Origin of the sequence: Nonomuraea sp. NPDC046570 (genome assembly GCF_040645915.1) — a bacterium.
Lineage (GTDB): Bacteria > Actinomycetota > Actinomycetes > Streptosporangiales > Streptosporangiaceae > Nonomuraea.
In genome coordinates, this window is the sequence record NZ_JBEYZF010000003.1 from 467,790 (window position 1) to 488,025 (window position 20,236).

Genomic DNA, 20,236 nt, shown 5'->3' on the forward strand with positions numbered 1-20,236 from the left:
GCGGGCGGCGCAGAGCGCACAGCACCTGCTCATCCGCCCGACCTTCACCCCTGCCCCATACCGCCGACTCGGCGCGGGCGACACCAAGGACCTGAACCATGGAGATCATCTCCACCCCTCCACCGCCCTCCGGAATCCGCAGGTCGCTGTTCCGTCTACCGATCCTCCTGTACCGCCTCCGCCTCGGCTGGCTGCTGCGCGGCCGGTTCATGCTGATCACCCACCTCGGCCGGGTCTCCGGCAAGCCGCGCCAGACGGTCATCGAGGCGATCGACCACGACCCGGCCGACGGCAGCTACATCGGCGAGGCTCTCCCGCTTCCTGGGCTTCCTGGTCGACGGCAGCGACGCCGACTTCCGGGAGGTCGGCCGCCACATCACGTTCGTGCGCTTCGTGCCGCGCTAGCGTGTCAACGGACAAGCCATTGCAACGACTTGCGCCCCCGCGTTGCGTTTCCCTTCAATTCTGTTGCGTTCGCGCGGGTGGAGATGCAGGTCGGGTTTCCCGCGCTGTTCGGGCGGTTCCCCACCCTCCGCCTGGCCGTACCGCCAGAGGAGGTGCCGAGGCGCGACGACATGATCATCCATCGCGTGGTCACCTGGGAGGTGCGGTAGCCGATGAGGCTCACCGTGGATCGGGATCGCTGCTGCGGCTACGGCATGTGCGTGCTGACCGCTCCGGAGGTGTTCGACCAAGACGACGAGGCCGGGTGGCTACTTCGGCGAGTACAGCCACGGGTCGCGCAGGTCGAAGTAGACGGGGTCGCCCTCGAACAGGCTCATCAGCTCCTCGAAGGACTCCCTGATGCGCGGCGGCAGTTCCTTGCGCTCGCCCTCCCGGGCCGCCTCCTCGGAGGTGAAGTACGCCGTCTCGGTGTAGCCGCCGTCGTCGTCGTGCAGCGCGGCCGTGCCGCCGATGAGGTCGGGGCGGACTTCGGACAGCTCCTGCTCGGTGCGCCGTACCAGCTCGCGCATCCGGTCCGGGTTCCGGATGCGGCCCTGGATCACCTGGACGAAGCCCGCCGCGTCGGATCCGCCGCGCAGGTACTCCTCAACCTCGGAGCAGTCGTGGAAGGCCACCTCGCCGCTGAACAGCTTGGCCGTCTCCAGCCACCACTCGCCCTGCTCGGGGCGGTCGCTGTTGCGGCGGGCCGAGCCCGGCGTCTCGAAACGCACCACGGCGACGAGCGTGCCGTCGTCCGTCATTCCGGCGGTCGTGCCGAGCCAGCCGTGCGAATCCGGCGCCAGCTCCCGTACCCACCGGTCCAGCGCCTCCCGCGCCGCACGGGCGTCGGCCACCCGGCCTTGAATGATCTGGATGAACATAGCGGCCCCCTCTCAAGGCTCCTCACCCCACGCTAGGAGCGCCCGAGGGAAGGGTCGAGCCGCCGATCCCCTCCGACCGGCCAAAACTTGTCCAGGGCGGTGGAGGTTCAGTAGAACGGAAGTCCTTGGGACGGACTTCTCATGCCCAGCTGAATGTAGACCTCCAACTGGTCGTAGTAGAGGCGCTGGCTCAGGATGACACCCTCTTCCAGGGTGCACACCCAGCAGGTGCGCACGCTCACATGACGGCCGGTGGGTGCGAGCGTCTCACCACCGGCCACCAGGTACGGCCCGCGGTGCGTACCGGTGGACAGGGCCTCGATGACCACGAAGGATTCGGTCCCCGTCTTTTCCAGAATCGTCAGCCGCACATCGGGAAACCCTTCCCAGACATGCGAAAAATAGGAAGCGATTTGTTCCGGAGTCTCCGCTTGTACTTCCGGAGCAAGGATGACCGCCCGCGGGTTGTAACATCGCAACAACGCGTCCACGTCGTGGGCGTTGACCGCTCCTACCAGTCGATCAGAAATATCGGACATCGGACCGGCCTCTTTCTCAGTTTACGCCAGCCACCCTAGCGATCACCCGGTAAATTGCGGTGCAAGAGTCGAACCGTTTCTCCTGCTATGTGGACCTGGCGGAGCCGCACTCGGCGAGCCACGGGCAAAGGCGTACCGGCGCCGCCCCTCATGCGGGAAAGTAGTCCTCGCACCCGCCCGTACGGCGGACGTCCCAGGTGGCGCAGTGCAGTGACCCGCCGAACTCGTAGACGTTCCGGAAGGGCACGGTGAGGACCTCGAAGCCCAGCCCGCGCAGCAGCCCCTGGGTCTCCTTCTCGGTCTCCTCGCAGATGACGGTGTCCGGTGAGACGCTCAGCAGGTTCATCGAGAGCCACCGCGAGGACTGGCAGTAACTGGGCATGTCGTCATCGGTGCACTTGGGTTCCGGGGCGTCGACGAACTCCCAGCCGTTCGACCTGAACAGGTCCCGCTCCTCGCCCTCCAGCGGCCGATCCGGGTTCGTCAGCACCAGGCCGGGCCGTAGAGGGACGAAGGTGGCGTCGATGTGCGACGGGAAGAGGTCCCGGGGGAAGCGCAGCCCGTGGACCCGGAGTCCGCGCGGCTCCAGTTCCCGGCGCAGCCAGGAGATGCCCAGCCGGTTGGTGGTCATGGACTCGTGGACGAAGACGTCCCGGCCCATCCGGGTGATGTCCGCGGCGTCGAAGATCACCTCGGTCTGGGTCACGCAGTACTCGAAGTCGTACATTCTCGCCTGACGCTCCTCGGCGGTCAGGGTCCAGAACTCCTCGCGGTACATCTCGTCGGACATGGAGGGCTTGGGAGCGGTCGTCCAGACCACCCTCTGGTCGGCGTTCCAGTAGTCGTAGACGAGGTGCCGGTAGGGGAGGTACTCGAAGAACCTGGTCCGGCGCGACATCGTCGCCTCGACGATCTGGTTCCCCATCGTGATCAGGACGTCCCGCGGGCAGACCGAGCAGTACTGGTTCTCCACCTCGAAGGACGGCGTCCTGAGGGCCGCGCTGAAGTCGAACGGGTCGGGACGGCGGACGGTCACGCCGAGGCTCCGCAGCAGGTCGGAGAGCCCGTCCAGTTCCTCGTTGGCGCGCGCGATGGTCTCCGCCGGCTTCGCGCCGGTCGGGAAGGGCGCGTTCCGCGCCCCCCGGACCTGGGGACGGTAGCCCGGTTCGGTGGGTTCGTAGCAAGCCCCGTCGGCGCGGCCGACGACGACCTCTTCCAGGGGATCCCACTCGTTCCAGGAGTTGACCAAGGGGGTCGTCCCGTCCGCGGGGAGGCCGGTTCTCCCGGTCTGCGACTGCCGGGCGACATCGAGCGTCATGGGATGCTCCTCCTACAGGTGCGGGTTCAAGAGGTGACAACCGCGCACATCCGTCAGCGGGTGCGGGTGTCATTCAAAAGATCGCGCCGAGATGCGACTCGAACGGTGTGGCGATCTCGCTCGACACCGTTACCCAGCACCCCCGTTCCGCTTTTCGGAGCGTCGCAATGCGACAATAGGGGCACTGCGGACACAAGATCTACTCTTGACCTGGCGACAAAGGTTTGATAGCGGCGACTCTGACGGAAATGGTCACGTTCAGTCACCCGCGCTTCGCAATTCACCATGGATGGCGCCGCTACATACGTACACGGTGACCGATGATTCGCCGACTGAGATGCTCCGGACGCCGTACGAGCAGCCGCGAGGTTCCCGCTCCCGCGCCGACCCTGGGGAATCACCGCGATCGTGGGATAGTTCTGGAAACGCCAGTCGGCCGGTAACTCCGACACCCGGAGCTGACCACCGGGACGAAACAGCACTTCAGGGGGCCTGCGCACCGCACAGGGCCGGGTCCCTCGGCGTCGTGGCGGCGACCGGTCTGACACTCCTCATGGCCGGGGCCGTCGCCCACTCGGACGACGGCCGGGATGCCGTCAGTCGAAGGTGACGCACCCGATCTGGACCGGGACCCGCGCCGACCAGCGACCGGAGACGACGTCGTACGCCTGGGCGTAGCCGTTCGGCGTGCTTGAGGCCGGGCACTGGGGCTTGCCGGTCTTCTTGCCCCACGCCCCGCCGGCGTGCCCGGGCTGGGCGACGGCGGTGGCGGTGCCGCTCCAGTACTGGCCCCCGCCGTTGTAGCGGAGGTAGAGCCGCACCTGGCCGAAGTTGTAGTGATTCCCGTTGAGCTGCAGCCTGGAGACGTTGCCCTGGGTTCTGTAGGTGGTGATCCACAGCTTCGCCGACACCCGGCGACCGGCGGCTTGGGCGTTGTCGGCGAGTGTCTGCGAGCGGACCTCCGGGGTGACGCAGACGTCGTCTCCGTTGAAGGCCTCCCGCCACCGTTGTCCGGATACGCAGGTGTGCGGGCCGTACGCGCCGATGGTCCAGTGGGATTTCCTGGTTCTGTTCTCCTCGGCGGTCCGGGCCCGGGTGTCCGGGGTGACGCAGACGAGGTCGGACGGCCGGGCGGTCCGCCAGACGAACCCTTGCCGGCTAATCCTGGTGAACCGAATATATTCCCGCGGGCGAACATCGCGAATCATGCCCTTGTTCTCGCCGCCACACCGCATGGAGCGGCTCCCAGCCCTGGGTCAGCGCTTGCGGCCGACGCCCGCGTAGTAGACGGCCTCCCGGTCGGCGTACAGCGTGTCGGGGGTGGGCCGCCAGCGGGGCAGGGCGACCACGCCCGGGTGCAGGAGGTCCAGGCCGTCGAAGAAGTCGGTGACCTCCTCCAGGGTGCGCAGTGTCATGGGGCTGCCGCCGCTCTCGTTCCAGTGGCGTACGCCCTCTTCGAGCTTCTTGCCGACGAGGCCGTGTGAGAGGGCGAGGTGGCTGCCCGGCGGCATCGCGGCCAGCAGTCGCTGGATGATCGACTTGGTCTCCTTGGTGTCGGGCAGGAAGTCCACGACGCCGAGGAGCGTCAGCCCGACGGGGCGGCTGAGGTCCAGCAGGCTGTCGGCGGCGGCCAGGATCTGGTCCGGCTCGCGCAGGTCGGCGTCGACGAACGAGGTGGCGCCCTCCGGCGAGCTGGTCAGCAGGGCCCGCGCGTGCACCAGCACCACCGGGTCGTTGTCGACGTACACGACGCGGCTGTCCGGGGCCACCGCCTGGGCGACCTGGTGGGTGTTGTTCGCCGTGGGGATGCCGGTGCCGATGTCCAGGAACTGCCTGATGCCCGCCTCGCCGGCCATGTACCGCACGGCGCGGCCGAGGAACTCCCGGTTGGTGCGGGCCAGCACCGGCAACTCCGGGACCGCCGCGAGGATCTGCTCGCTGACCACGCGATCGATCTCGTAGTTGTCCTTGCCGCCCAGCCACAGGTCGTAGATGCGAGCGGGGCTCGGGACCTTGGTGTTGATGGGGTTGAGCCGACGTTCGGCCATCGAGGCGCCTTCCCGGGATCAAAAGGTACGAATCGGCAATACGGGGAGAGCCTACTCCGTAATGATCTTCCGCCCGGCCTTTTGGCGGTCACCGGGAGGGCGACGCAGGGGCGGGTCAGCGTTCATGCGGGATAGGCGTGGGTTTCGGTGGCTTTGACCGAGGCCCAGATCTGCTGGCCGAAGGCCAGGTCGAGGTCGGCGACGGCGGCGGGGGTGACGTCGGCGAAGGCGGTGATCGGCCCGTCCAGGTGGATGCGGATGTTGTCGCCGTGCCGTTCGATGCCTTCGATGCGGGCCTGCCACAGGTTGCGGGGGCTGCCGTCCGGCCGGGAGCGGTACAGGGCGACCGCGCTGGGAGAGAAGGCGACGAAGGCGGGCCCCTCAAGGTGCCCGGCGACGCTGAACGGCACGTCGTCCACCGTGACCTGCTGGTCGCGGGCGTGTCCGCGGTAGAGGTTGAGGCCGACCAGGCGGGCGACGTAGTCGGTGCGCGGGCGGCGCGCCACCTCGCCGGGGGTGCCCTGCTGGACGACGGCGCCGTTCTCGATGACGACCAGCCGGTCGGCCAGCACCATGGCGTCCAGCGGGTCGTGGGTGACCAGGACGGTGGCGCCGTCGAAGTCGGCCAGGTGGCGGCGCAGTCGCGAGCGGATCTCCAGCCTGGTGTGCGCGTCCAGCGCGGCCAGCGGCTCGTCCAGCAGCAGCAGCCGCGGCCGTACGGCCAGGGCGCGGGCCAGGGCGACGCGCTGGGCCTGGCCGCCGGACAGGTGCCGGGGCCGGACGGCGGCATGGTCGCCCAGCCCGACACGTTGCAGCCAGGCGGCGGCCGTACGGCGGGCGTCAGCCTTGCCCTCGCCGCGGCAGCGCGGCCCGAAGGCGACGTTGTCGAGCGCGGACAGGTGTGGGAAGAGCAGGTAGTCCTGGAAGACCATCCCGATGGGGCGGCTGTCGGCGGCCAGGGTGTGCAGGGGCCGGTCGTCGAGGGTGATGTGGCCCCCGTCGGACAGGCCGGTGAGTCCGGCCAGGGCCCGCAGGGCGGTGGACTTGCCCGCGCCGTTGGGGCCGAGCAGGGCGACGACCTGTCCGGCGGCCACCTGGAGTTCGAGATCGAGGGTGAAGCCGGGCCGGGTGACGACCAGGCGGGTGTCCAGGATCATCGGCTCGCTCACGGGCTGTTCACCCACCTGTCGCGCAGGCTGGCCAGGATGACGACGGAGACGGCGAGCAGGACGAGGCTGAGCACGATGGCGGCCTCGGGCTCGGTCTCCAGGGCCAGGTACACCGCCAGAGGCATGGTCTGGGTCTGGCCCGGGAAGTTCCCGGCGAAGGTGATGGTGGCCCCGAACTCGCCCAGTGCCCGCGCCCAGCAGAGCACGGCCCCGGCCACGACGCCGGGGGCGATGAGGGGCAGGGTGACGCGGCGGAAGATGGTCCACCGGGAGGCGCCCAGGGTCGCCGCGGCCTCCTCGAAGCGCTGGTCGGCGGCCCGTAGCGCGCCTTCGACGCTGATGACCAGGAACGGCATCGCGACGAACGCCTCGGCGACGACCACTCCCGCGCTGGTGAAGGGCAGCGTGACGCCGAACGTGGCGTCGAGCCACTGGCCGATCAGGCCGCGCCGCCCGAACACCAGCAGCAGCGCGACCCCGCCGACCACCGGGGGCAGCACCAGCGGCACGGTGACCAGGGCGCGCACGACGCGGCGGCCGGGGAAGTCGACCCGGGCGAGCAGCCAGGCCAGCGGCACACCCAGCAGCAGGCACCCGGCGGTGGCCACGGTGGCGGTCACCAGCGACAGCCGCAGGGCTTCGAGCACCTGCGGCTCGGCCAGCCGTACCGCCAGCGTGGACCAGGGGGCGCGCACCAGCAGCCCGGCCAGCGGCAGCACCAGGAAGGCCATGCCGAGCAGGGCGGGCACCACCAGCACCCACGGCAGGCGGCCCGTCACCGCGCCGGAGCCGCGCCGCGCGCCCCGGCCGGGTGAGATCGTGGAAGTGGTCATACCGTCAGGGAGCCTCGAAACCGGCCTTGGTCAGCACGTCCCTGCCCTGCGGCGACAGCACCAGGTCGACGAACTGTCGGCCCACGTCACCGGCGGGCGCCTTGGACAGGGTCGCGATCGGGTAGTCGTTGATCGCCTTGTCGGCCTCGGGGAAGCCGATCCCCCGCACCCTGCCCCCGGCCGCGAGCACGTCGGTCCGGTAGACCAGCGCGGCGTCGACCTCCCCCAGCTCGACCTTCGTGAGCGTGGCCTTGACGTCCTGCTCCAGGGTGACCGGGGTGACCGTCAACCCGGCCGCGTCCAGCGCCTTGACCGCCGCCGCGCCGCACGGCACCTGCCGCGCGCACAGGGCGACCTTGACCTTGGGGTCGGTCAGGTCCTTCAGCTCGTCCACCTTGGCCGGGTTGCCGGCCGGGACCGCGATCTCCAGCTTGTTGCGCACGAACGTGGCGGGCGAGGCGGCCAGCGCGGCGTCGGTGACGGTCTTCATCGTGGCCGGGCTGGCGGCGGCGAACACGTCGGCGGGCGCGCCCTGGGTGATCTGCTGGGCCAGGGTCGCGCTGGAGCCGAAGTTGAATCTCACCGTCGTCCCCGGATGGGCGGCCTCGAACGTCCTGCCGAGCTCGGTGAACGTACCGGTCAGCGAGGCGGCGGCGAACACCGTCAGCGTTGTGGCCCCACCACCGGAGGCGGGTGTGGCGGGGTCGCTGGAGCCGCAACCGGCGAGCGCGAGAGCGATGGGGGCCACGACGACCCACCGGGACAGACGCCTGAACAACGAGGGCTCCTTACAGGTCAGGGATCTCCACGACGACGTTGGTGGACTTGATCACGGCGACGGCCACCACGCCGACCCGCAGGTTCAGCTCGTCGGCGGCCTGCCGGCTCATCAGCGACACCACCCGGTACGGCCCGGCGGCGATCTCCACCTGGGCCATCACCGCGTCGCGGATCACCTCGGTCACGATCCCGCGGAAGCGGTTACGCGCCGAGGACTGACCGGTGCCGTTCTCCGCCGCGATCTGTGCTCGGGCGAACGCGGCCAGATCGACGCCGTTCACCCTGCGGTGACCGTGCTCGTCCCGCTCGGCCGCCAACCGGCCCGCGTCCACCCACCGGCGGACCGTGTCCGAGCTGACCCCGAGCAGAGCGGCCGCCTCGCTGATCCGAAACGTCGTCACGAACAATCACCATACCTTCGCACATTCCACCTTGAAAACTCGCATGCCCTTGTATCAGCGGTCCTGTTCATGTCTGCGCCCTCGCATCCGCGAGATTCGGGACCCCGCCAGGGCTGTGGCGGCCGCGCCGCACCCATGATCGTGTCACGCTCTCAGGGGCGCTGCCGTGTTCAGGTCGCTGGGCTGGGAGAGGTTTCCGCCAGCCTGGACAGGCGGCGTAGCGAGAGGCGTACCAGGGCCGCGAACAGGGGGCGGGCCAGGTGCCAGCCGAGCGCGCCGAGCGGGCCGAGGGGAAGGTCCAGGGTTTCGGCCCACAGGATGCGGCTGCCGCCGTCCGGCAGGGGCAGGACGCGGAAGACGCCGCCGCCGCGCACCACGCGGCCGGTGTGCACCACCTCGACCCGCTGGGGCGGGTCCCAACGGGTGATCTCCATCGTGTCGAGGAAGCCGAGGCGGCCGGCGCCGGAGAAGGCGGCGAGGCGGCTGCCCGGACTGCAGCCGTCACCCGCGGTGACCTCGGCCGAGGTGGCGAACATCCACTCCGAGTGCCGGGGCCAGTCGGTGAGCAGGGCGAACACCTGCTCGGCCGGGGCGGCCGACACCACGGCGACGGCGAGCCGGGCCTGCGCCATGTCCCACGCCCTTCCAGGCCGAAGCGCGGAGCGAGGTGGTCCAGCCTACTCGGGCAGGTCCAGGCTGTCGCGGAGCCGGGTCGGCTTGAGGAAGAGCGCCGCCACGAGGCCCACTAGGGCGATGCCGGTGGAGACGAGGAAGATGTGGCCGGTGGCGTCGCCGTACGCGGCGCGGACGATGGCCTTGACCGGCTCGGGCAGCACCTGGAGGTTGAGGTTGCCGCTGTCCGCCGAGGCGGAGGGGGTGATTCCGGCCTTGGCCAGGCCCTCCGTGATGTGGGTGGCGACCCGGTTGGCCAGGATGGCGCCCAGCACGGAGACGCCGATGGTGCCGCCCAGCGAGCGGAAGAAGGTGATGGCGCCGCTGGCCGCGCCCAGTTCCCGCAGCGGGACGGTGTTCTGGATGACCAGGACGAGGTTCTGCATGGACATGCCCACTCCGGCGCCGACCAGCAGCATCGCGGCGGCGATGACGAGCAGCGAGGTCTCGTGGTCCAGGGTGGACAGGCCGAGGAAGCCGAGCGTCAGGACGACCAGGCCGGTGATGATGTACGGCTTGGTCCTGCCGGTGCTGGACACCATGCGGCCGCTGATCGTCGAGGAGACCAGCACGCCGAGCATCATCGGGATGGTGAGCAGCCCGGCCTCGGTGGGGGTGTAGCCGCGGCCGATCTGGAAGTACTGCCCGAGGAAGACCGAGCCGCCGAACATCGCCATGCCGACCGCCAGACTGGCCAGGATGGCCATCGCGGGGGTACGTCGGCGGATGACGTGCAGCGGCACGACCGGCTCGCCGACCCGCGTCTCCACCCAGGTGGCCAGGGCCAGGACGACGACGCCGGCGCCGACCATGGCGGCGGTCTGCCAGGACAGCCAGTCGAAGGAGTTGCCGACGAAGGTGACCCAGATGAGCAGGACGCTGACGCCCGCGGCGATGAGGGTGGCGCCCAGGTAGTCGACCTTGGTGTCGGGGCGGCGGACCACGGCGACGTGCAGGGTCTTCTGCAGCAGGAAGAAGGCGATCACGGTGAACGGCACGGCGATGAAGAAGCACCAGCGCCAGCCGAGCCAGGAGGTGTCCGCGATCAGGCCGCCGAGCAGCGGCCCGCCCACGGTGGCCACGGCCATGACGGCGCCGAGGTAGCCGTTGTACCGGCCGCGCTCCCTGGGGCTGATCATCGAGGCGATGACGACCTGGACCAGGATCTGCAGCGCGCCCATGCCGAGGCCCTGGATCGCCCGGAAGGCGATGAGCTGGCCGGTGTTCTGCGCGAATCCGCAGGCCAACGAGCTGACCATGAAGATCACAATGGAGATCTGGATCAGCGTCTTCTTGTTGAACAGGTCGGCCAGCTTGCCCCAGATCGGCGTGGAGGCGGTGGCGGCCAGCAGGGAGGCGGTGACCACCCAGGTGTACTGCGACTGGGTGCCGTTGAGCGCGCCGATGATCTGCGGCAGGGCGACCGACACGATCGTTCCGCTGATCATGGCCACGAACAGCACGAGCAGCAGGCCGCTCAGCGCTTCGAGGATCTGCCGGTGGGTCATCTGCTCCGATGGCGGAGCCATGGCCGTGGGTGCGCTCACGCGCTTCCTCCAGGTGGAGTGGGGATCAGTCCAGAATATATGCGCACTGAGAAACTTTGCGCACTGGGCATTTATTCCTGGACGGTAAGCTGCTCACAACATGGACACCACGGTGGGGTTGCGCGAGCGCAAGAAGGCCGAGACGCGGCAGGCCGTCCACGAGGCGGCGCTGCGCCTGGTGGTGCAACACGGCCTCGACGCCGTCACCGTCGAGGCCATCGCCGACGCGGCCAACATCTCGCGCCGCACCTTCTCCAACTACTTCACCGGCAAGGAGGACGCGGTCCTGTACGGCGAGGAGCAGCGCATCCAAACCCTCATGCAGGGGGTCCGCCTCCAGCCCGCCGACCTGACCGCCTGGCAGGCGCTGCGCGGCGCCGTGCACGACCTCTACCCCGACCTGGACGGCCCGGAGCGGGAGTGGGCCATGCGCACCCGGCTGGCCAGGCAGCACCCCTCGCTGCTGGCCCGGCAGCTCGCCAACCACGCGACCCTCGAACGGGAGCTGGCCCAGGCCATCGCCGAGCGCGGCGAGAGCGGCACCGCCCGGCCGCGGATCATGGCCGCCGCCTTCCTGGTCGCCCTGCGGGTGGCCACCCACCTCTGGATCGAGGAGCAGCAGGTACGGCCACTGCGCGACGTCATCGACGACCTGCTCGACGAGGTCGCCAGGCCGTTCGCCTAAGCCGATCGACCCCGCCGGGCCCTGAGTTCGAGGCGAGCGCGAAAAGCCCGGCGCGCCATCCCCTCAGGGGGGCGTGCCGGGCCGGCCGGTCGTCGGCGCGTCAGTGCTGGTACGCCCCCGCGTCCGGTGCGGACGGCAGCGACTTGCCCTTGAGGTCCTTGGCGAGGCTCGCTCCGCCGTACCAGGTGGGGCCCAGGGAGACGCCGCGGCCCAGTGCCGGGGAGCCAGGTCGCAGGCGCAGGTCGGTGGCCGAGACGAAGCCCGGGTCCGCGATGACCGACTTGGGGCCCAGGGTGAACTTCTTGGTCCGGCCCTTGTACACGCTGCCCGCCTCGTCGGCGCCCTTGCCGTCCTCGAACCCCATCAGCCCGCCGACGGAGATCACGTTGTTGCGGAGTTTGAGGATCTCCGGCGCGCACCCGTCGTGGCAGGACCAGCCGATGGTGTCGCGGGCCGGGAGGTACACGGAGTTGTGCACGGCGACGGTCCCCTTGACGGGCCCGACGACGTGCCCGGCCCCGCGGGTGATCAGGAACGATCCACGCTTGCGCTTGGAGGTGACCACGTTGTGCGCGAAGACGTTCCCGGTGGCGGTCTTCCCCTTCAGCGCCCCGAGTTCGGCGAAGGTCTCGTTGTCGCGGGCGACGTTGTGCGTGACGCGGTTGCGGTCACCGTTGTAGACCTCGACGGCCGCGCCGTCGGTGGTGTAGTCCTTGCTCGCCGCATAGCTCCCGGTGATGGTGTTCCCGGTGACGAGGTTGTCGTCGCCGTTGAGCAGCACCCCGAAGGCGCCGGAGTCGTTGTCGCCGCCCTCGTCGTTGACGCTCATCCGGTTGTTGTCGTGCATCTTGCTGTCCCGGACGGTGTTCCGGGCCCCGCTGGGCGTCACCCAGACCCCGGTGATGTTCCCGTCGGCGATGACCCCGGCCAGGGTGTTGTAGTCCCCGCCGACCTCGAAGCCCGCCCACTGGCACCCGCTGGCCCGCAGCCCGCTGATCCGCCAGTGGTTCCCGGTGACGACGACGCAGTTGGCGTCGCGCCCGCCGATCCTGGGGCTGGGCCCCTTGCCGTACGCCTGGACGACGATGGGCTTGGCGGCGGTCCCCTTGGCCGCGAGGACGAGCGACCCGCTCCAGGTGCTCCCCCGCTTGAAGCTGACCGCGTCGCCGGGCTTGAGATCGGCGGCGTTGACCTGGTCCAGCGACTTCCAGGGGGTGGTGGCGCTGGTTCCGGCGGCGGAGTCGTCGCCCGCGCGGGAGTCGACGTAGTAGGTGGTTCCCGCCTGGGCCTCAGAAGGTACGGCGGGAGCCAGCATCATCGGCCCCAGCACGGCCACGGACAACAACCTCATCGGCACACCACACCTAGTTGAAAAGGGAACCGGCAAGTGCTCACCGTAGCGTGACCAACCCCACGTCGCGAGGCGTCAGAGCATGAACGATGGGCCATTCCCAGGCAACTCCCAGCCTCCGGCGGGCAGGTCGCCGGCGTTGTCCAGGCCGTGGGCAGGGGCGTCGAGCGGGAGCCGTACCGGCGGGCCGTCAGCGCGGCGGGCGTGGATCAGCAGGGACTCGGTCTCGGTCTCGGTCTGGAACGCCAGGCTGTCGGTGTCGACGCAAGAATTGGAAGATCTTGCGAAATACAGCTATCCGTCCTCGGGCGTTCCGCCACAACTGGAGCCCGGACACCCTGAACAGGCGGCGTTCGCAAGTTTCAGCAAGTTGCGCTTGACCTTCGCTTCGACTCGGGCAATCCTTCACCAGACATCACGGACACGAAGGACGCTCAGTGACGATCCACGGCAACGACGACTGGTGGCGAGACGCCGTCGTTTACCAGGTCTACCCCCGCAGCTTCGCCGACTCCGACGCCGACGGCACCGGTGACCTGGCAGGCGTCCGCGGCAAGCTGCCCTACCTGCGCGAACTGGGAGTCGACGCGATCTGGCTCAGCCCGTTCTACACCTCCCCGATGGCCGACGGCGGCTACGACGTCGCCGACTACCGGGACGTCGACCCCCGGTTCGGCACGCTGGCCGACTTCGACGCGGTGATCGCCGGCGCGCACGCGCTGGACCTCCGGGTGATCGTCGACCTGGTGCCCAACCACTCCTCCAGCGCGCACCCCCGCTTCCAGGCGGCGCTCGCGGCCGGGCCCGGCTCCCCCGAGCGCGACTGGTACGTCTTCAGGGACGAGCCCAACGACTGGGAGTCGATCTTCGGCGGGCCCGCCTGGACGCGGACCGGGGACGGGCAGTGGTACCTCCACCTGTTCGACTCCGGCCAGCCCGACCTCAACTGGGACAACCCCGAGGTGCGGGCCGAGTTCCGCGACATCCTGCGCTTCTGGCTGGATCGGGGCGTCGACGGCTTCCGCGTCGACGTGGCGCACGGCCTGGTCAAGGCCGCGGGGCTGCCGCCGGTCGGGCCGAAGGAGGGCCGCCAGGCGGAGCTGCTGGGCGGCGAGACCCTCCCCTACTTCGACCAGGACGGGGTGCACGAGATCTACCGCGAGTGGCGGCCGATCCTCGACTCCTACCCGGGCGGCCGGATGGCGGTGGCCGAGGCGTGGGTGTCCTCACCGGCCCGCCTGGCCCGCTACGTCGGCGGGGACGAGCTGCACCAGGCGTTCAACTTCGACTTCATGATGGCCGACTTCCACGCCAAGTCGTTCCGGGCGGTGATCGACAAGTCGCTGGCCGAGGCGGAGCTGGTCGGCGCGCCGACCACCTGGGTGCTGTCCAACCACGACAAGCAGCGGCACGTCACCCGGCACGGCGGCCTGGGCCGGGCCCGCGCGGCGACGCTGCTGATGCTCGCGCTGCCCGGCTCGGCCTACCTGTACAACGGCGAGGAGCTGGGCCTGCCCGAGGTGCTCGACCTGCCCGACGAGCTGCGCGAGGACCCGGCGTTCGCCCGCACCGGCGAGAGCAGGGACGGCTGCCGGGTGCCGCTGCCCTGGACCCGCCAGGAGCCCTCCTGCGGCTGGAGCGCCCCCTGGCTGCCGATGCCCGCCGGGTGGGGCGGGCTGAGCGCCGAGGCGCAGCACGAGGACCCCGGCTCGACGCTGGCGTTCTACCGGGCCGCGCTGCGGCTGCGCAAGGAGCACCCCGCGCTGGGCGGCGGCACGGTGGAGTGGCTGGACTCGCCCAAGGAGGTGCTGGCGATGCGCCGCGACCCCGGCCTGGTCGTGGTGCTGAACACCGCCGACCGGCCGGTCACCCGGGCGGAGCTGGGCCTGCCCGGCGAGGTGCTGCTGGCCAGCGGCCCGCTGCCGAAGGACGGCTCGATCCCCGCCGACACCACGGTGTGGCTGCGGGGTCCTGCACTTTCACCGGCCCGGCGGGAAGGATGAGGGGTAGGGGCTGCATGTGTGGGTGGGCTCCGCCGACGGAGCGAGGAGTCTGAGTTACATCGTGCACAAGGACGATGAGCAGGACCAGGCGCTCGACCTGGCGACGACCGGCCATGAGGCGTGGAAGCTGTCGGCGGTCGACGGCTACCCGCTGCCGCAGGGGGCGGGGCGGAGCGCCGACGCCGACCTGTCCAGGTCCAGGGCGCACTGGATCAGCCGGGACACCCTGGCCTGGGACGTCCAGCCCGGCGCCACGCAGTACAGCCTGGCCTTCTCCGGCGACGGCGGGATCGGCCACGACCAGGGCGAGCTGACCGGCGCGTACCGGGTCCTCCGGCTGACGCCTGGCCGGTTGACCGAGGCGCAGCGGGCGAAATGGCCGCACCTGGCGTCGCTCGCGGCGCTGAAGGTGGACTCGCGCGACGCCGACCTGGTGAAGGACGCGCTGCGCGGGCAGGTGGTGGCGGTCGAGCGGGACGCGGCGGGCCGCCTGCTGACCGCGACCGGCGTACAGCTCCCGGGAGTGCTCGACGACGTGTACGGCAAGGCCGCGACCGCCGAGCTCGGGCCTTCGGGGCGGGTGCTGCCGAAGCTGGCGGTGTGGGCGCCGACGGCCCGCAAGGTCGAGCTGGCCCTCTACCGCTCGGCGGACGGCGAGAGCCGTACCGTGCACGCGATGGGCAGGGACGACGCCACGGGGGTCTGGTCGGTGCGCGGGCTGCCCACCTGGAAGGGCCGCTACTACACCTTCCTGGTGACGGTCTACGCCCCCGCCGCGGGCAAGGTGGTGACCAACGAGGTGACCGACCCGTACAGCGTGGCGCTGGCCGCCGGCTCGGCCCGCAGCAGGCTGGTCGACCTGTCGGACCGCGCGCAGGCGCCGCCCGGCTGGACGGGGCTGCGCAAGCCAGCGGCGCGCAGGCCGGTGTCCGTCTACGAGCTGCACGTGCGCGACTTCTCCGCCTCCGACCTCACCGTGCCCAAGGCGCTGCGCGGCACCTACGCCGCCTTCACCGGGCAGGGCGCCGGGATGCGGGAGCTGCGCAAGCTGGCCGCCGACGGGCTCACCCACGTGCACCTGCTGCCGGTCTTCGACCTGGCGACGATCCCCGAGCGCCGGGCCGACCGCGTCGAGCCGTCCTGCGACCTGGCCGCGCTGCCGCCCGACTCCGACAGGCAGCAGGCGTGCGTCGCCGAGACGGCGGCCACCGACTCCTTCAACTGGGGGTACGACCCGCTGCACTACACGACCCCCGAGGGCTCCTACGCGACCGACCCCGACGACCGGACCAGGGAGTTCCGCGCCATGGTGGCCGGGCTCAACGGCGCGGGGCTGCGCGTGGTGATGGACGTGGTCTACAACCACACCAACGCCGCCGGGCAGGACGCCCGCTCGGTGCTGGACCGGATCGTGCCCGGCTACTACCACCGGCTCACCGCCGACGGCGCGGTGGCGAACTCGACCTGCTGCGCGAACACCGCGCCCGAGCACCTGATGATGGGCAAACTGGTGGTCGACTCGATCGTCACCTGGGCCCGCGCGTACAAGATCGACGGCTTCCGCTTCGACCTGATGGGCCACCACCCGAAGGCCAACATCCTGGCCGTACGCAAGGCGCTGGACGCCCTTACCCTCGCCAAGGACGGCGTCGACGGCACATCGATCATCCTGTACGGCGAGGGCTGGAACTTCGGCGAGGTGGCCGGCGGCGCCCGCTTCGAGCAGGCCACGCAGGCGAACATGGCGGGCACGGGGATCGGCACGTTCAGCGACCGGCTGCGGGACGCGGTGCGCGGCGGCAGCCCGTTCGACGCCGACCCGCGCGTCCAGGGGTTCGGCTCGGGCCTCGCCGGGGACCTGAACGGCGCGCCGGGCAACGCCGACGCCGCCGGGCGGCTGGCCGCCTACGAGGACCTGATCCGGCTGGGCCTGACCGGCAACCTGCGCGACTACGTGATGCCGTCGGGGAGGAAGGGATCGGAGGTCGACTACAACGGCTCCCCCGCCGGATACGCCGCCATCCCCTCAGATGTCGTGACGTATGTCGACGCGCATGACAATGAGACGCTCTATGACGCGCTCGCCTACAAGTTGCCCCCCGGGACTCCGATGGCCGACCGGGTGCGGATGCAGGTGCTGTCGCTGGCCACCGTCCTGCTCGGCCAGGGCACCGCGTTCGTGCACGCGGGCAGCGAGCGGCTGCGCTCGAAGTCGCTCGACCGCAACTCCTTCGACTCCGGCGACTGGTTCAACCGGTTGCTGTGGGACTGCTCGGCCGGCAACGGCTTCGGCGCGGGGCTGCCGCCGCGCGCCGACAACGAGGACAAGTGGCCGTTCGCCCGGCCGCTGCTCGCCGACCCCGCGCTCAGGGCGGACTGCGCGGCGATCGCCTCGGCCCGGGCCAGGTTCGGCGAGTTCCTCAAGATCCGCTCCTCCTCCCCCGCCTTCGCCCTCGGCACGCTGGCCGAGGTGCAGAGCCGGGTGTCCTTCCCCGCCTCGGCGCCCGGGGTGATCGCCATGCACCTGAACGCCTCGGCCCTCGACCCGCGCTGGAAGTCGATCACCGTCGTCTTCAACGCCACCCCCCGGACGCAGTCGCAGACCGTGGCCGCGCTCAAGGGGAAGAGCGCCACGATCCACCCGGTCCAGCGGGCCGGGGACGACGCGGTGGTCAAGCAGTCCGCCTTCGACTCCACGACCGGCACGATCACCGTCCCGGCCCGCACGGTGGCGGTGTTCGTCCAGCCCTGATCGGGCGACACCTCGGGAAGGATGACGCAACCTTTCCGATTCTCCGACATTTCGCCGAGATCGCAGTGAGTAACCTCGGGGCGTGAAGCGCATATGGGCGATGTCCCTGCGCGGGCGGGTCACGCTCATCGCCGCGGCCATGGCGGCGATCGTGCTCATCCCGACGGGGATCGGGGTGGTCGCCGTGGTGAGGTCGGTGCTGACCGCCAACCTGTGGCACGAGACCCGCCACGCCGCCGAGGCGATCGTCGAGCGGGTCCGCGCGGGCAAGGAGCCCGGCGGCACACTCCCGCTGACCGTCCCCTCGGTCGACCTGCTGCAGGTGGTGCGGCCAGGGGGCGAGGTCATCGCCTCCAGCAACGCCGCCAAGGAGTTGCCGCCGCTGAGCGAGGTGTGGCCGTCCGGCACGAACCACTCCGCCGAGACGACGTCCTGCCTCCCGCCCGAGTGCGTTCATCTGACCGCCCTCCGGGTCAGCGACGATCCCGGCTCGCCCGTGGTCTACGCCGCCAAGCCCACCCCCGCCGTGCTGTCCAGCGACGGCCTGGAGCTGGCGGTCGCGATCCAGGTGGTGCTACTGATCGCGCTCGTCGCCTGGATGACCTGGATCGTCTCCGGCCGGGCGCTGCGCCCCGTGGCGGCGATGCGGGCCCAGCTCGAGGAGGTGCACTCCATCGACCTGAGCCGCCGGGTGAGCGTGCCGCCGGGCGAGGACGAGGTGGCCCAGCTCGCCAGGTCGATCAACGGGACGCTGGCCAGGCTGGAGCGCTCCACCGAGCAGCAGCGGCAGTTCGCCTCCGACGCCTCGCACGAGCTGCGCACGCCGATCGCCGGGCTGCGCGCCCAACTGGAGAGCGCCCAGCTCTACCCCGACGACACCGACCTGGAGTCGCTGGTGGAGAGCGCCCTGCACGACACCGACCGGCTCGAAGCGATCATGACGGATCTGCTGCTGCTGGCCAGGATCGGCTCCCGCGTGGACGTGGCCAAGGAACGGATCGACCTCGCCGACCTGGTACGGGAGGAGCTGGCGGAGCGGCACGACAAGATTCCGGTGGCGACCGCGCTGGCCGAGGGCGTCATCGTCGAAGGGGTGCGGATGCAGTTGCTGCGGCTGCTGACGAACCTGTTCGACAACGCCCAGCGGCACGCGGAGAGCTCGGTCTGCGTGGAGGTGAACCTGGAGGACGGGTTCGGGGTGCTCACCGTCCAGGACGACGGGGCCGGGATCGCCGAGGAGGACCGGGAGCGGATCTTCGAGCGGTTCACCCGCCTGGACGCCGCCCGCAGCCGCGACGCCGGAGGCACGGGCCTCGGCCTGGCCATCGCCAGGGATGTCGCGATCGCGCACCGGGGCGTCATCCGCGTGGAGGACAGCCCCATCGGCACCCGCTTCGTCCTGCGCCTGCCCGCCGTGTGACGGGCTGCCCGCGCCCCGGAGAGGGGCGCGGGCGGGCGGGTCAGACCTGGGACAGCTCGCGGTCGGGCGCGGCGGGCGGCTCCGGCCGGTCGTCCTCGTCCAGGAGGGTGGCCTCGTCGAACGGGACGCGCCCGGCCAGCACCCCGGCGGCCCGCTCCCGGTCGAACTCGCCGGTCCAGGTGCCGACCAGGACGGTGGCCACCGCGTTCCCGGCGAAGTTGGTCAGCGCCCGCGCCTCCGACATGAACCGGTCGATGCCGACGATCAGCCCGACCCCGTCGACCAGCTCGGGCCGGTGCGACTGCAGGCCGCCGGCCAGCGTGGCCAGGCCGGCGCCGGTGACGCCCGCCGCCCCCTTCGACGCGATGATCATGAACAGCAGCAGCGAGATCTGCTCGCCGAGGGCCAGCGGCGAGCCGGTGGCCGAGGCGACGAACAGCGTGGCCATGGTCAGGTAGATCGCGGTGCCGTCGAGGTTGAAGGAGTAGCCGGTCGGGACGGTGATGCCGACCACCGGCCGGGAGACGCCCAGGTGCTCCATCTTGGCGATCAGCCGGGGCAGCGCCGACTCCGAGGAGGAGGTGGACAGGATCAGCAGGAACTCGCGGCCCAGGTAGCGCAGCAGCGACCACAGGTTGATCCGGGCCACCAGCCAGAGCAGCGGGCCGAGGACGACCGCGACGAACAGCACGCAGGTGGCGTAGAAGCCGAGCATGATGACGGCCAGGCTCCTGAGCGCGTCCAGCCCGGTCGCGCCGACGACGGCCGCGATCGCGCCGAAGGCGCCCACCGGCGCCGCCCACATGATCATGGCGAGGATGCGGAAGACGAGCCGCTGGATGTGCGCGACCCCGGCCAGGATGGGCGCGCCCTTGCCGCCCATGGCCTGCAGGGCGAAGCCGGCCAGCAGCGCGACCAGCAGCGTCTGCAGCACCTGCCCCTCGGTGAACGCCGAGACCAGCGTGGTCGGGATGATGCCGAGCAGGAACGTCGTGGTGTCGCTCTCGCCGCCCTTGGCCGCCTCCGCCTCGGCGGCCTGCTTGGCCGCGTCGGTGAGCTGCAGCCCCGCGCCGGGGTCGATGAGGTTGCCGACGACCAGGCCGATGGCCAGCGCCACGGTGGACATGACCAGGAAGTAGCCGACCGCCAGCCCGCCCACCCGGCCCACCTTGGCGGCCTGGGTGACCGAACCGACGCCGAGCACGATCGTGCAGAAGATGATCGGGCTGATCATCATCTTGATCAGCGCGACGAACGCGGTGCCGAGCGGCTTGAGCTCCTTGCCGACGTCCGGCCAGGCCAGGCCGATGGCCACGCCAGCCAGGACCGCCAGGATGACGGCCAGATAGAGGTATCGCGTGCGGTCCCGTGACATGGGGGCTCCTGAGGCGGG

17 protein-coding genes and 2 pseudogenes are annotated in these 20,236 nt (G+C 70.7%); 6 read left to right on the plus strand and 13 right to left on the minus strand.

Features of this window, described 5'->3' with window-relative positions; all coding sequences use genetic code 11:
* Positions 1-476: 476 nt before the first annotated feature.
* Both ABZ911_RS08165 and ABZ911_RS08170 read left to right on the plus strand, forming a co-directional pair.
* Positions 477-614: pseudogene (locus ABZ911_RS08165) on the plus strand (cytochrome P450); the annotation flags it as partial.
* Between the two features lie 3 nt (positions 615-617).
* Positions 618-710, plus strand: a pseudogene (locus ABZ911_RS08170) (ferredoxin); the annotation flags it as partial.
* A gap of 3 nt (positions 711-713) precedes the next feature.
* Here the strand turns inward: ABZ911_RS08170 and ABZ911_RS08175 are convergent.
* The 11 genes from ABZ911_RS08175 to ABZ911_RS08225 all read right to left on the minus strand — a co-directional run bounded on the left by ABZ911_RS08175 (position 714) and on the right by ABZ911_RS08225 (position 10,593).
* Entirely contained in the window at positions 714-1,325 is a 612-nt protein-coding gene (locus ABZ911_RS08175; RefSeq protein WP_358053285.1) for a hypothetical protein, read from the minus strand.
* A 107-nt stretch (positions 1,326-1,432) separates the two neighbouring features.
* Positions 1,433-1,864 carry a nuclear transport factor 2 family protein gene (locus tag ABZ911_RS08180; protein ID WP_358053203.1) on the minus strand — a complete coding sequence of 144 codons (432 nt, stop codon included), beginning with the start codon at positions 1,862-1,864 and terminating at the stop codon, positions 1,433-1,435.
* Positions 1,865-2,012: 148 nt separating this feature from the next.
* Positions 2,013-3,182 carry a glycine amidinotransferase gene (locus tag ABZ911_RS08185; protein ID WP_358053205.1) on the minus strand — a complete coding sequence of 390 codons (1,170 nt, stop codon included), beginning with the start codon at positions 3,180-3,182 and terminating at the stop codon, positions 2,013-2,015.
* A gap of 596 nt (positions 3,183-3,778) precedes the next feature.
* The gene (locus ABZ911_RS08190) at positions 3,779-4,390 is read right to left on the minus strand and encodes a hypothetical protein (protein ID WP_358053207.1); all 612 of its coding nucleotides are present in this window, start codon (positions 4,388-4,390) and stop codon (positions 3,779-3,781) included.
* A 48-nt stretch (positions 4,391-4,438) separates the two neighbouring features.
* Complete coding sequence (locus tag ABZ911_RS08195; RefSeq protein WP_358053209.1) at positions 4,439-5,230, minus strand: SAM-dependent methyltransferase; 792 nt, start codon at positions 5,228-5,230, stop codon at positions 4,439-4,441.
* Between the two features lie 122 nt (positions 5,231-5,352).
* The gene (locus ABZ911_RS08200; RefSeq protein WP_358053279.1) at positions 5,353-6,387 is read right to left on the minus strand and encodes an ABC transporter ATP-binding protein; all 1,035 of its coding nucleotides are present in this window, start codon (positions 6,385-6,387) and stop codon (positions 5,353-5,355) included.
* Positions 6,388-6,395: 8 nt separating this feature from the next.
* A complete protein-coding gene (locus ABZ911_RS08205) occupies positions 6,396-7,232 on the minus strand; it encodes an ABC transporter permease (RefSeq protein ID WP_358053211.1) in 837 nt (278 codons plus the stop codon).
* A gap of 4 nt (positions 7,233-7,236) precedes the next feature.
* Positions 7,237-8,010 carry a molybdate ABC transporter substrate-binding protein gene (gene modA, locus ABZ911_RS08210; protein WP_358053213.1) on the minus strand — a complete coding sequence of 258 codons (774 nt, stop codon included), beginning with the start codon at positions 8,008-8,010 and terminating at the stop codon, positions 7,237-7,239.
* Positions 8,011-8,020: 10 nt separating this feature from the next.
* Positions 8,021-8,413 (minus strand): helix-turn-helix transcriptional regulator, encoded by a 393-nt coding sequence (locus ABZ911_RS08215; RefSeq protein ID WP_358053215.1) that lies wholly within the window; start codon positions 8,411-8,413, stop codon positions 8,021-8,023.
* A 170-nt stretch (positions 8,414-8,583) separates the two neighbouring features.
* A complete protein-coding gene (locus tag ABZ911_RS08220; RefSeq protein WP_358053216.1) occupies positions 8,584-9,045 on the minus strand; it encodes an SRPBCC family protein in 462 nt (153 codons plus the stop codon).
* A 45-nt stretch (positions 9,046-9,090) separates the two neighbouring features.
* On the minus strand, positions 9,091-10,593 hold the full coding sequence (locus ABZ911_RS08225) for an MDR family MFS transporter (protein ID WP_358053281.1): 1,503 nt from the start codon (positions 10,591-10,593) through the stop codon (positions 9,091-9,093).
* 139 nt (positions 10,594-10,732) lie between these two features.
* Here ABZ911_RS08225 and ABZ911_RS08230 point away from each other — a divergent pair, with 139 nt between their 5' ends.
* The gene (locus ABZ911_RS08230; protein WP_358053218.1) at positions 10,733-11,317 is read left to right on the plus strand and encodes a TetR/AcrR family transcriptional regulator; all 585 of its coding nucleotides are present in this window, start codon (positions 10,733-10,735) and stop codon (positions 11,315-11,317) included.
* 100 nt (positions 11,318-11,417) lie between these two features.
* Here ABZ911_RS08230 and ABZ911_RS08235 read toward each other — a convergent pair whose 3' ends face one another.
* A complete protein-coding gene (locus tag ABZ911_RS08235; protein ID WP_358053220.1) occupies positions 11,418-12,668 on the minus strand; it encodes a right-handed parallel beta-helix repeat-containing protein in 1,251 nt (416 codons plus the stop codon).
* Positions 12,669-13,105: 437 nt separating this feature from the next.
* Here ABZ911_RS08235 and ABZ911_RS08240 point away from each other — a divergent pair, with 437 nt between their 5' ends.
* The 3 genes from ABZ911_RS08240 (at position 13,106) to ABZ911_RS08250 (ending at position 18,843) form a co-directional block, all read left to right on the plus strand.
* Positions 13,106-14,671: a glycoside hydrolase family 13 protein gene (locus ABZ911_RS08240; protein ID WP_358053222.1), complete on the plus strand. Its 1,566-nt coding sequence runs from the start codon at positions 13,106-13,108 to the stop codon at positions 14,669-14,671.
* 61 nt (positions 14,672-14,732) lie between these two features.
* Positions 14,733-17,423 carry a pullulanase-type alpha-1,6-glucosidase gene (pulA, locus tag ABZ911_RS08245; protein WP_358053224.1) on the plus strand — a complete coding sequence of 897 codons (2,691 nt, stop codon included), beginning with the start codon at positions 14,733-14,735 and terminating at the stop codon, positions 17,421-17,423.
* Positions 17,424-17,505: 82 nt separating this feature from the next.
* On the plus strand, positions 17,506-18,843 hold the full coding sequence (locus ABZ911_RS08250) for a HAMP domain-containing sensor histidine kinase (protein ID WP_358053226.1): 1,338 nt from the start codon (positions 17,506-17,508) through the stop codon (positions 18,841-18,843).
* A gap of 40 nt (positions 18,844-18,883) precedes the next feature.
* On the opposite strand, the gene ABZ911_RS08255 is transcribed toward ABZ911_RS08250, so the two are convergent.
* A complete protein-coding gene (locus ABZ911_RS08255) occupies positions 18,884-20,218 on the minus strand; it encodes a cation:dicarboxylase symporter family transporter (protein WP_358053227.1) in 1,335 nt (444 codons plus the stop codon).
* Positions 20,219-20,236 lie beyond the last annotated feature (18 nt).

Coding starts and splice junctions, on each gene's coding strand:
- ABZ911_RS08175 (WP_358053285.1), bottom strand. CDS start 1,325: ATGTTCATCCAGATCATTCAAGGCCGGGTGGCCGACGCCCGTGCGGCG.
- ABZ911_RS08180 (WP_358053203.1), bottom strand. CDS start 1,864: ATGTCCGATATTTCTGATCGACTGGTAGGAGCGGTCAACGCCCACGAC.
- ABZ911_RS08185 (WP_358053205.1), bottom strand. CDS start 3,182: ATGACGCTCGATGTCGCCCGGCAGTCGCAGACCGGGAGAACCGGCCTC.
- ABZ911_RS08190 (WP_358053207.1), bottom strand. CDS start 4,390: ATGATTCGCGATGTTCGCCCGCGGGAATATATTCGGTTCACCAGGATT.
- ABZ911_RS08195 (WP_358053209.1), bottom strand. CDS start 5,230: ATGGCCGAACGTCGGCTCAACCCCATCAACACCAAGGTCCCGAGCCCC.
- ABZ911_RS08200 (WP_358053279.1), bottom strand. CDS start 6,387: ATGATCCTGGACACCCGCCTGGTCGTCACCCGGCCCGGCTTCACCCTC.
- ABZ911_RS08205 (WP_358053211.1), bottom strand. CDS start 7,232: ATGACCACTTCCACGATCTCACCCGGCCGGGGCGCGCGGCGCGGCTCC.
- ABZ911_RS08220 (WP_358053216.1), bottom strand. CDS start 9,045: ATGGCGCAGGCCCGGCTCGCCGTCGCCGTGGTGTCGGCCGCCCCGGCC.
- ABZ911_RS08225 (WP_358053281.1), bottom strand. CDS start 10,593: ATGACCCACCGGCAGATCCTCGAAGCGCTGAGCGGCCTGCTGCTCGTG.
- ABZ911_RS08230 (WP_358053218.1), top strand. CDS start 10,733: ATGGACACCACGGTGGGGTTGCGCGAGCGCAAGAAGGCCGAGACGCGG.
- ABZ911_RS08235 (WP_358053220.1), bottom strand. CDS start 12,668: ATGAGGTTGTTGTCCGTGGCCGTGCTGGGGCCGATGATGCTGGCTCCC.
- ABZ911_RS08255 (WP_358053227.1), bottom strand. CDS start 20,218: ATGTCACGGGACCGCACGCGATACCTCTATCTGGCCGTCATCCTGGCG.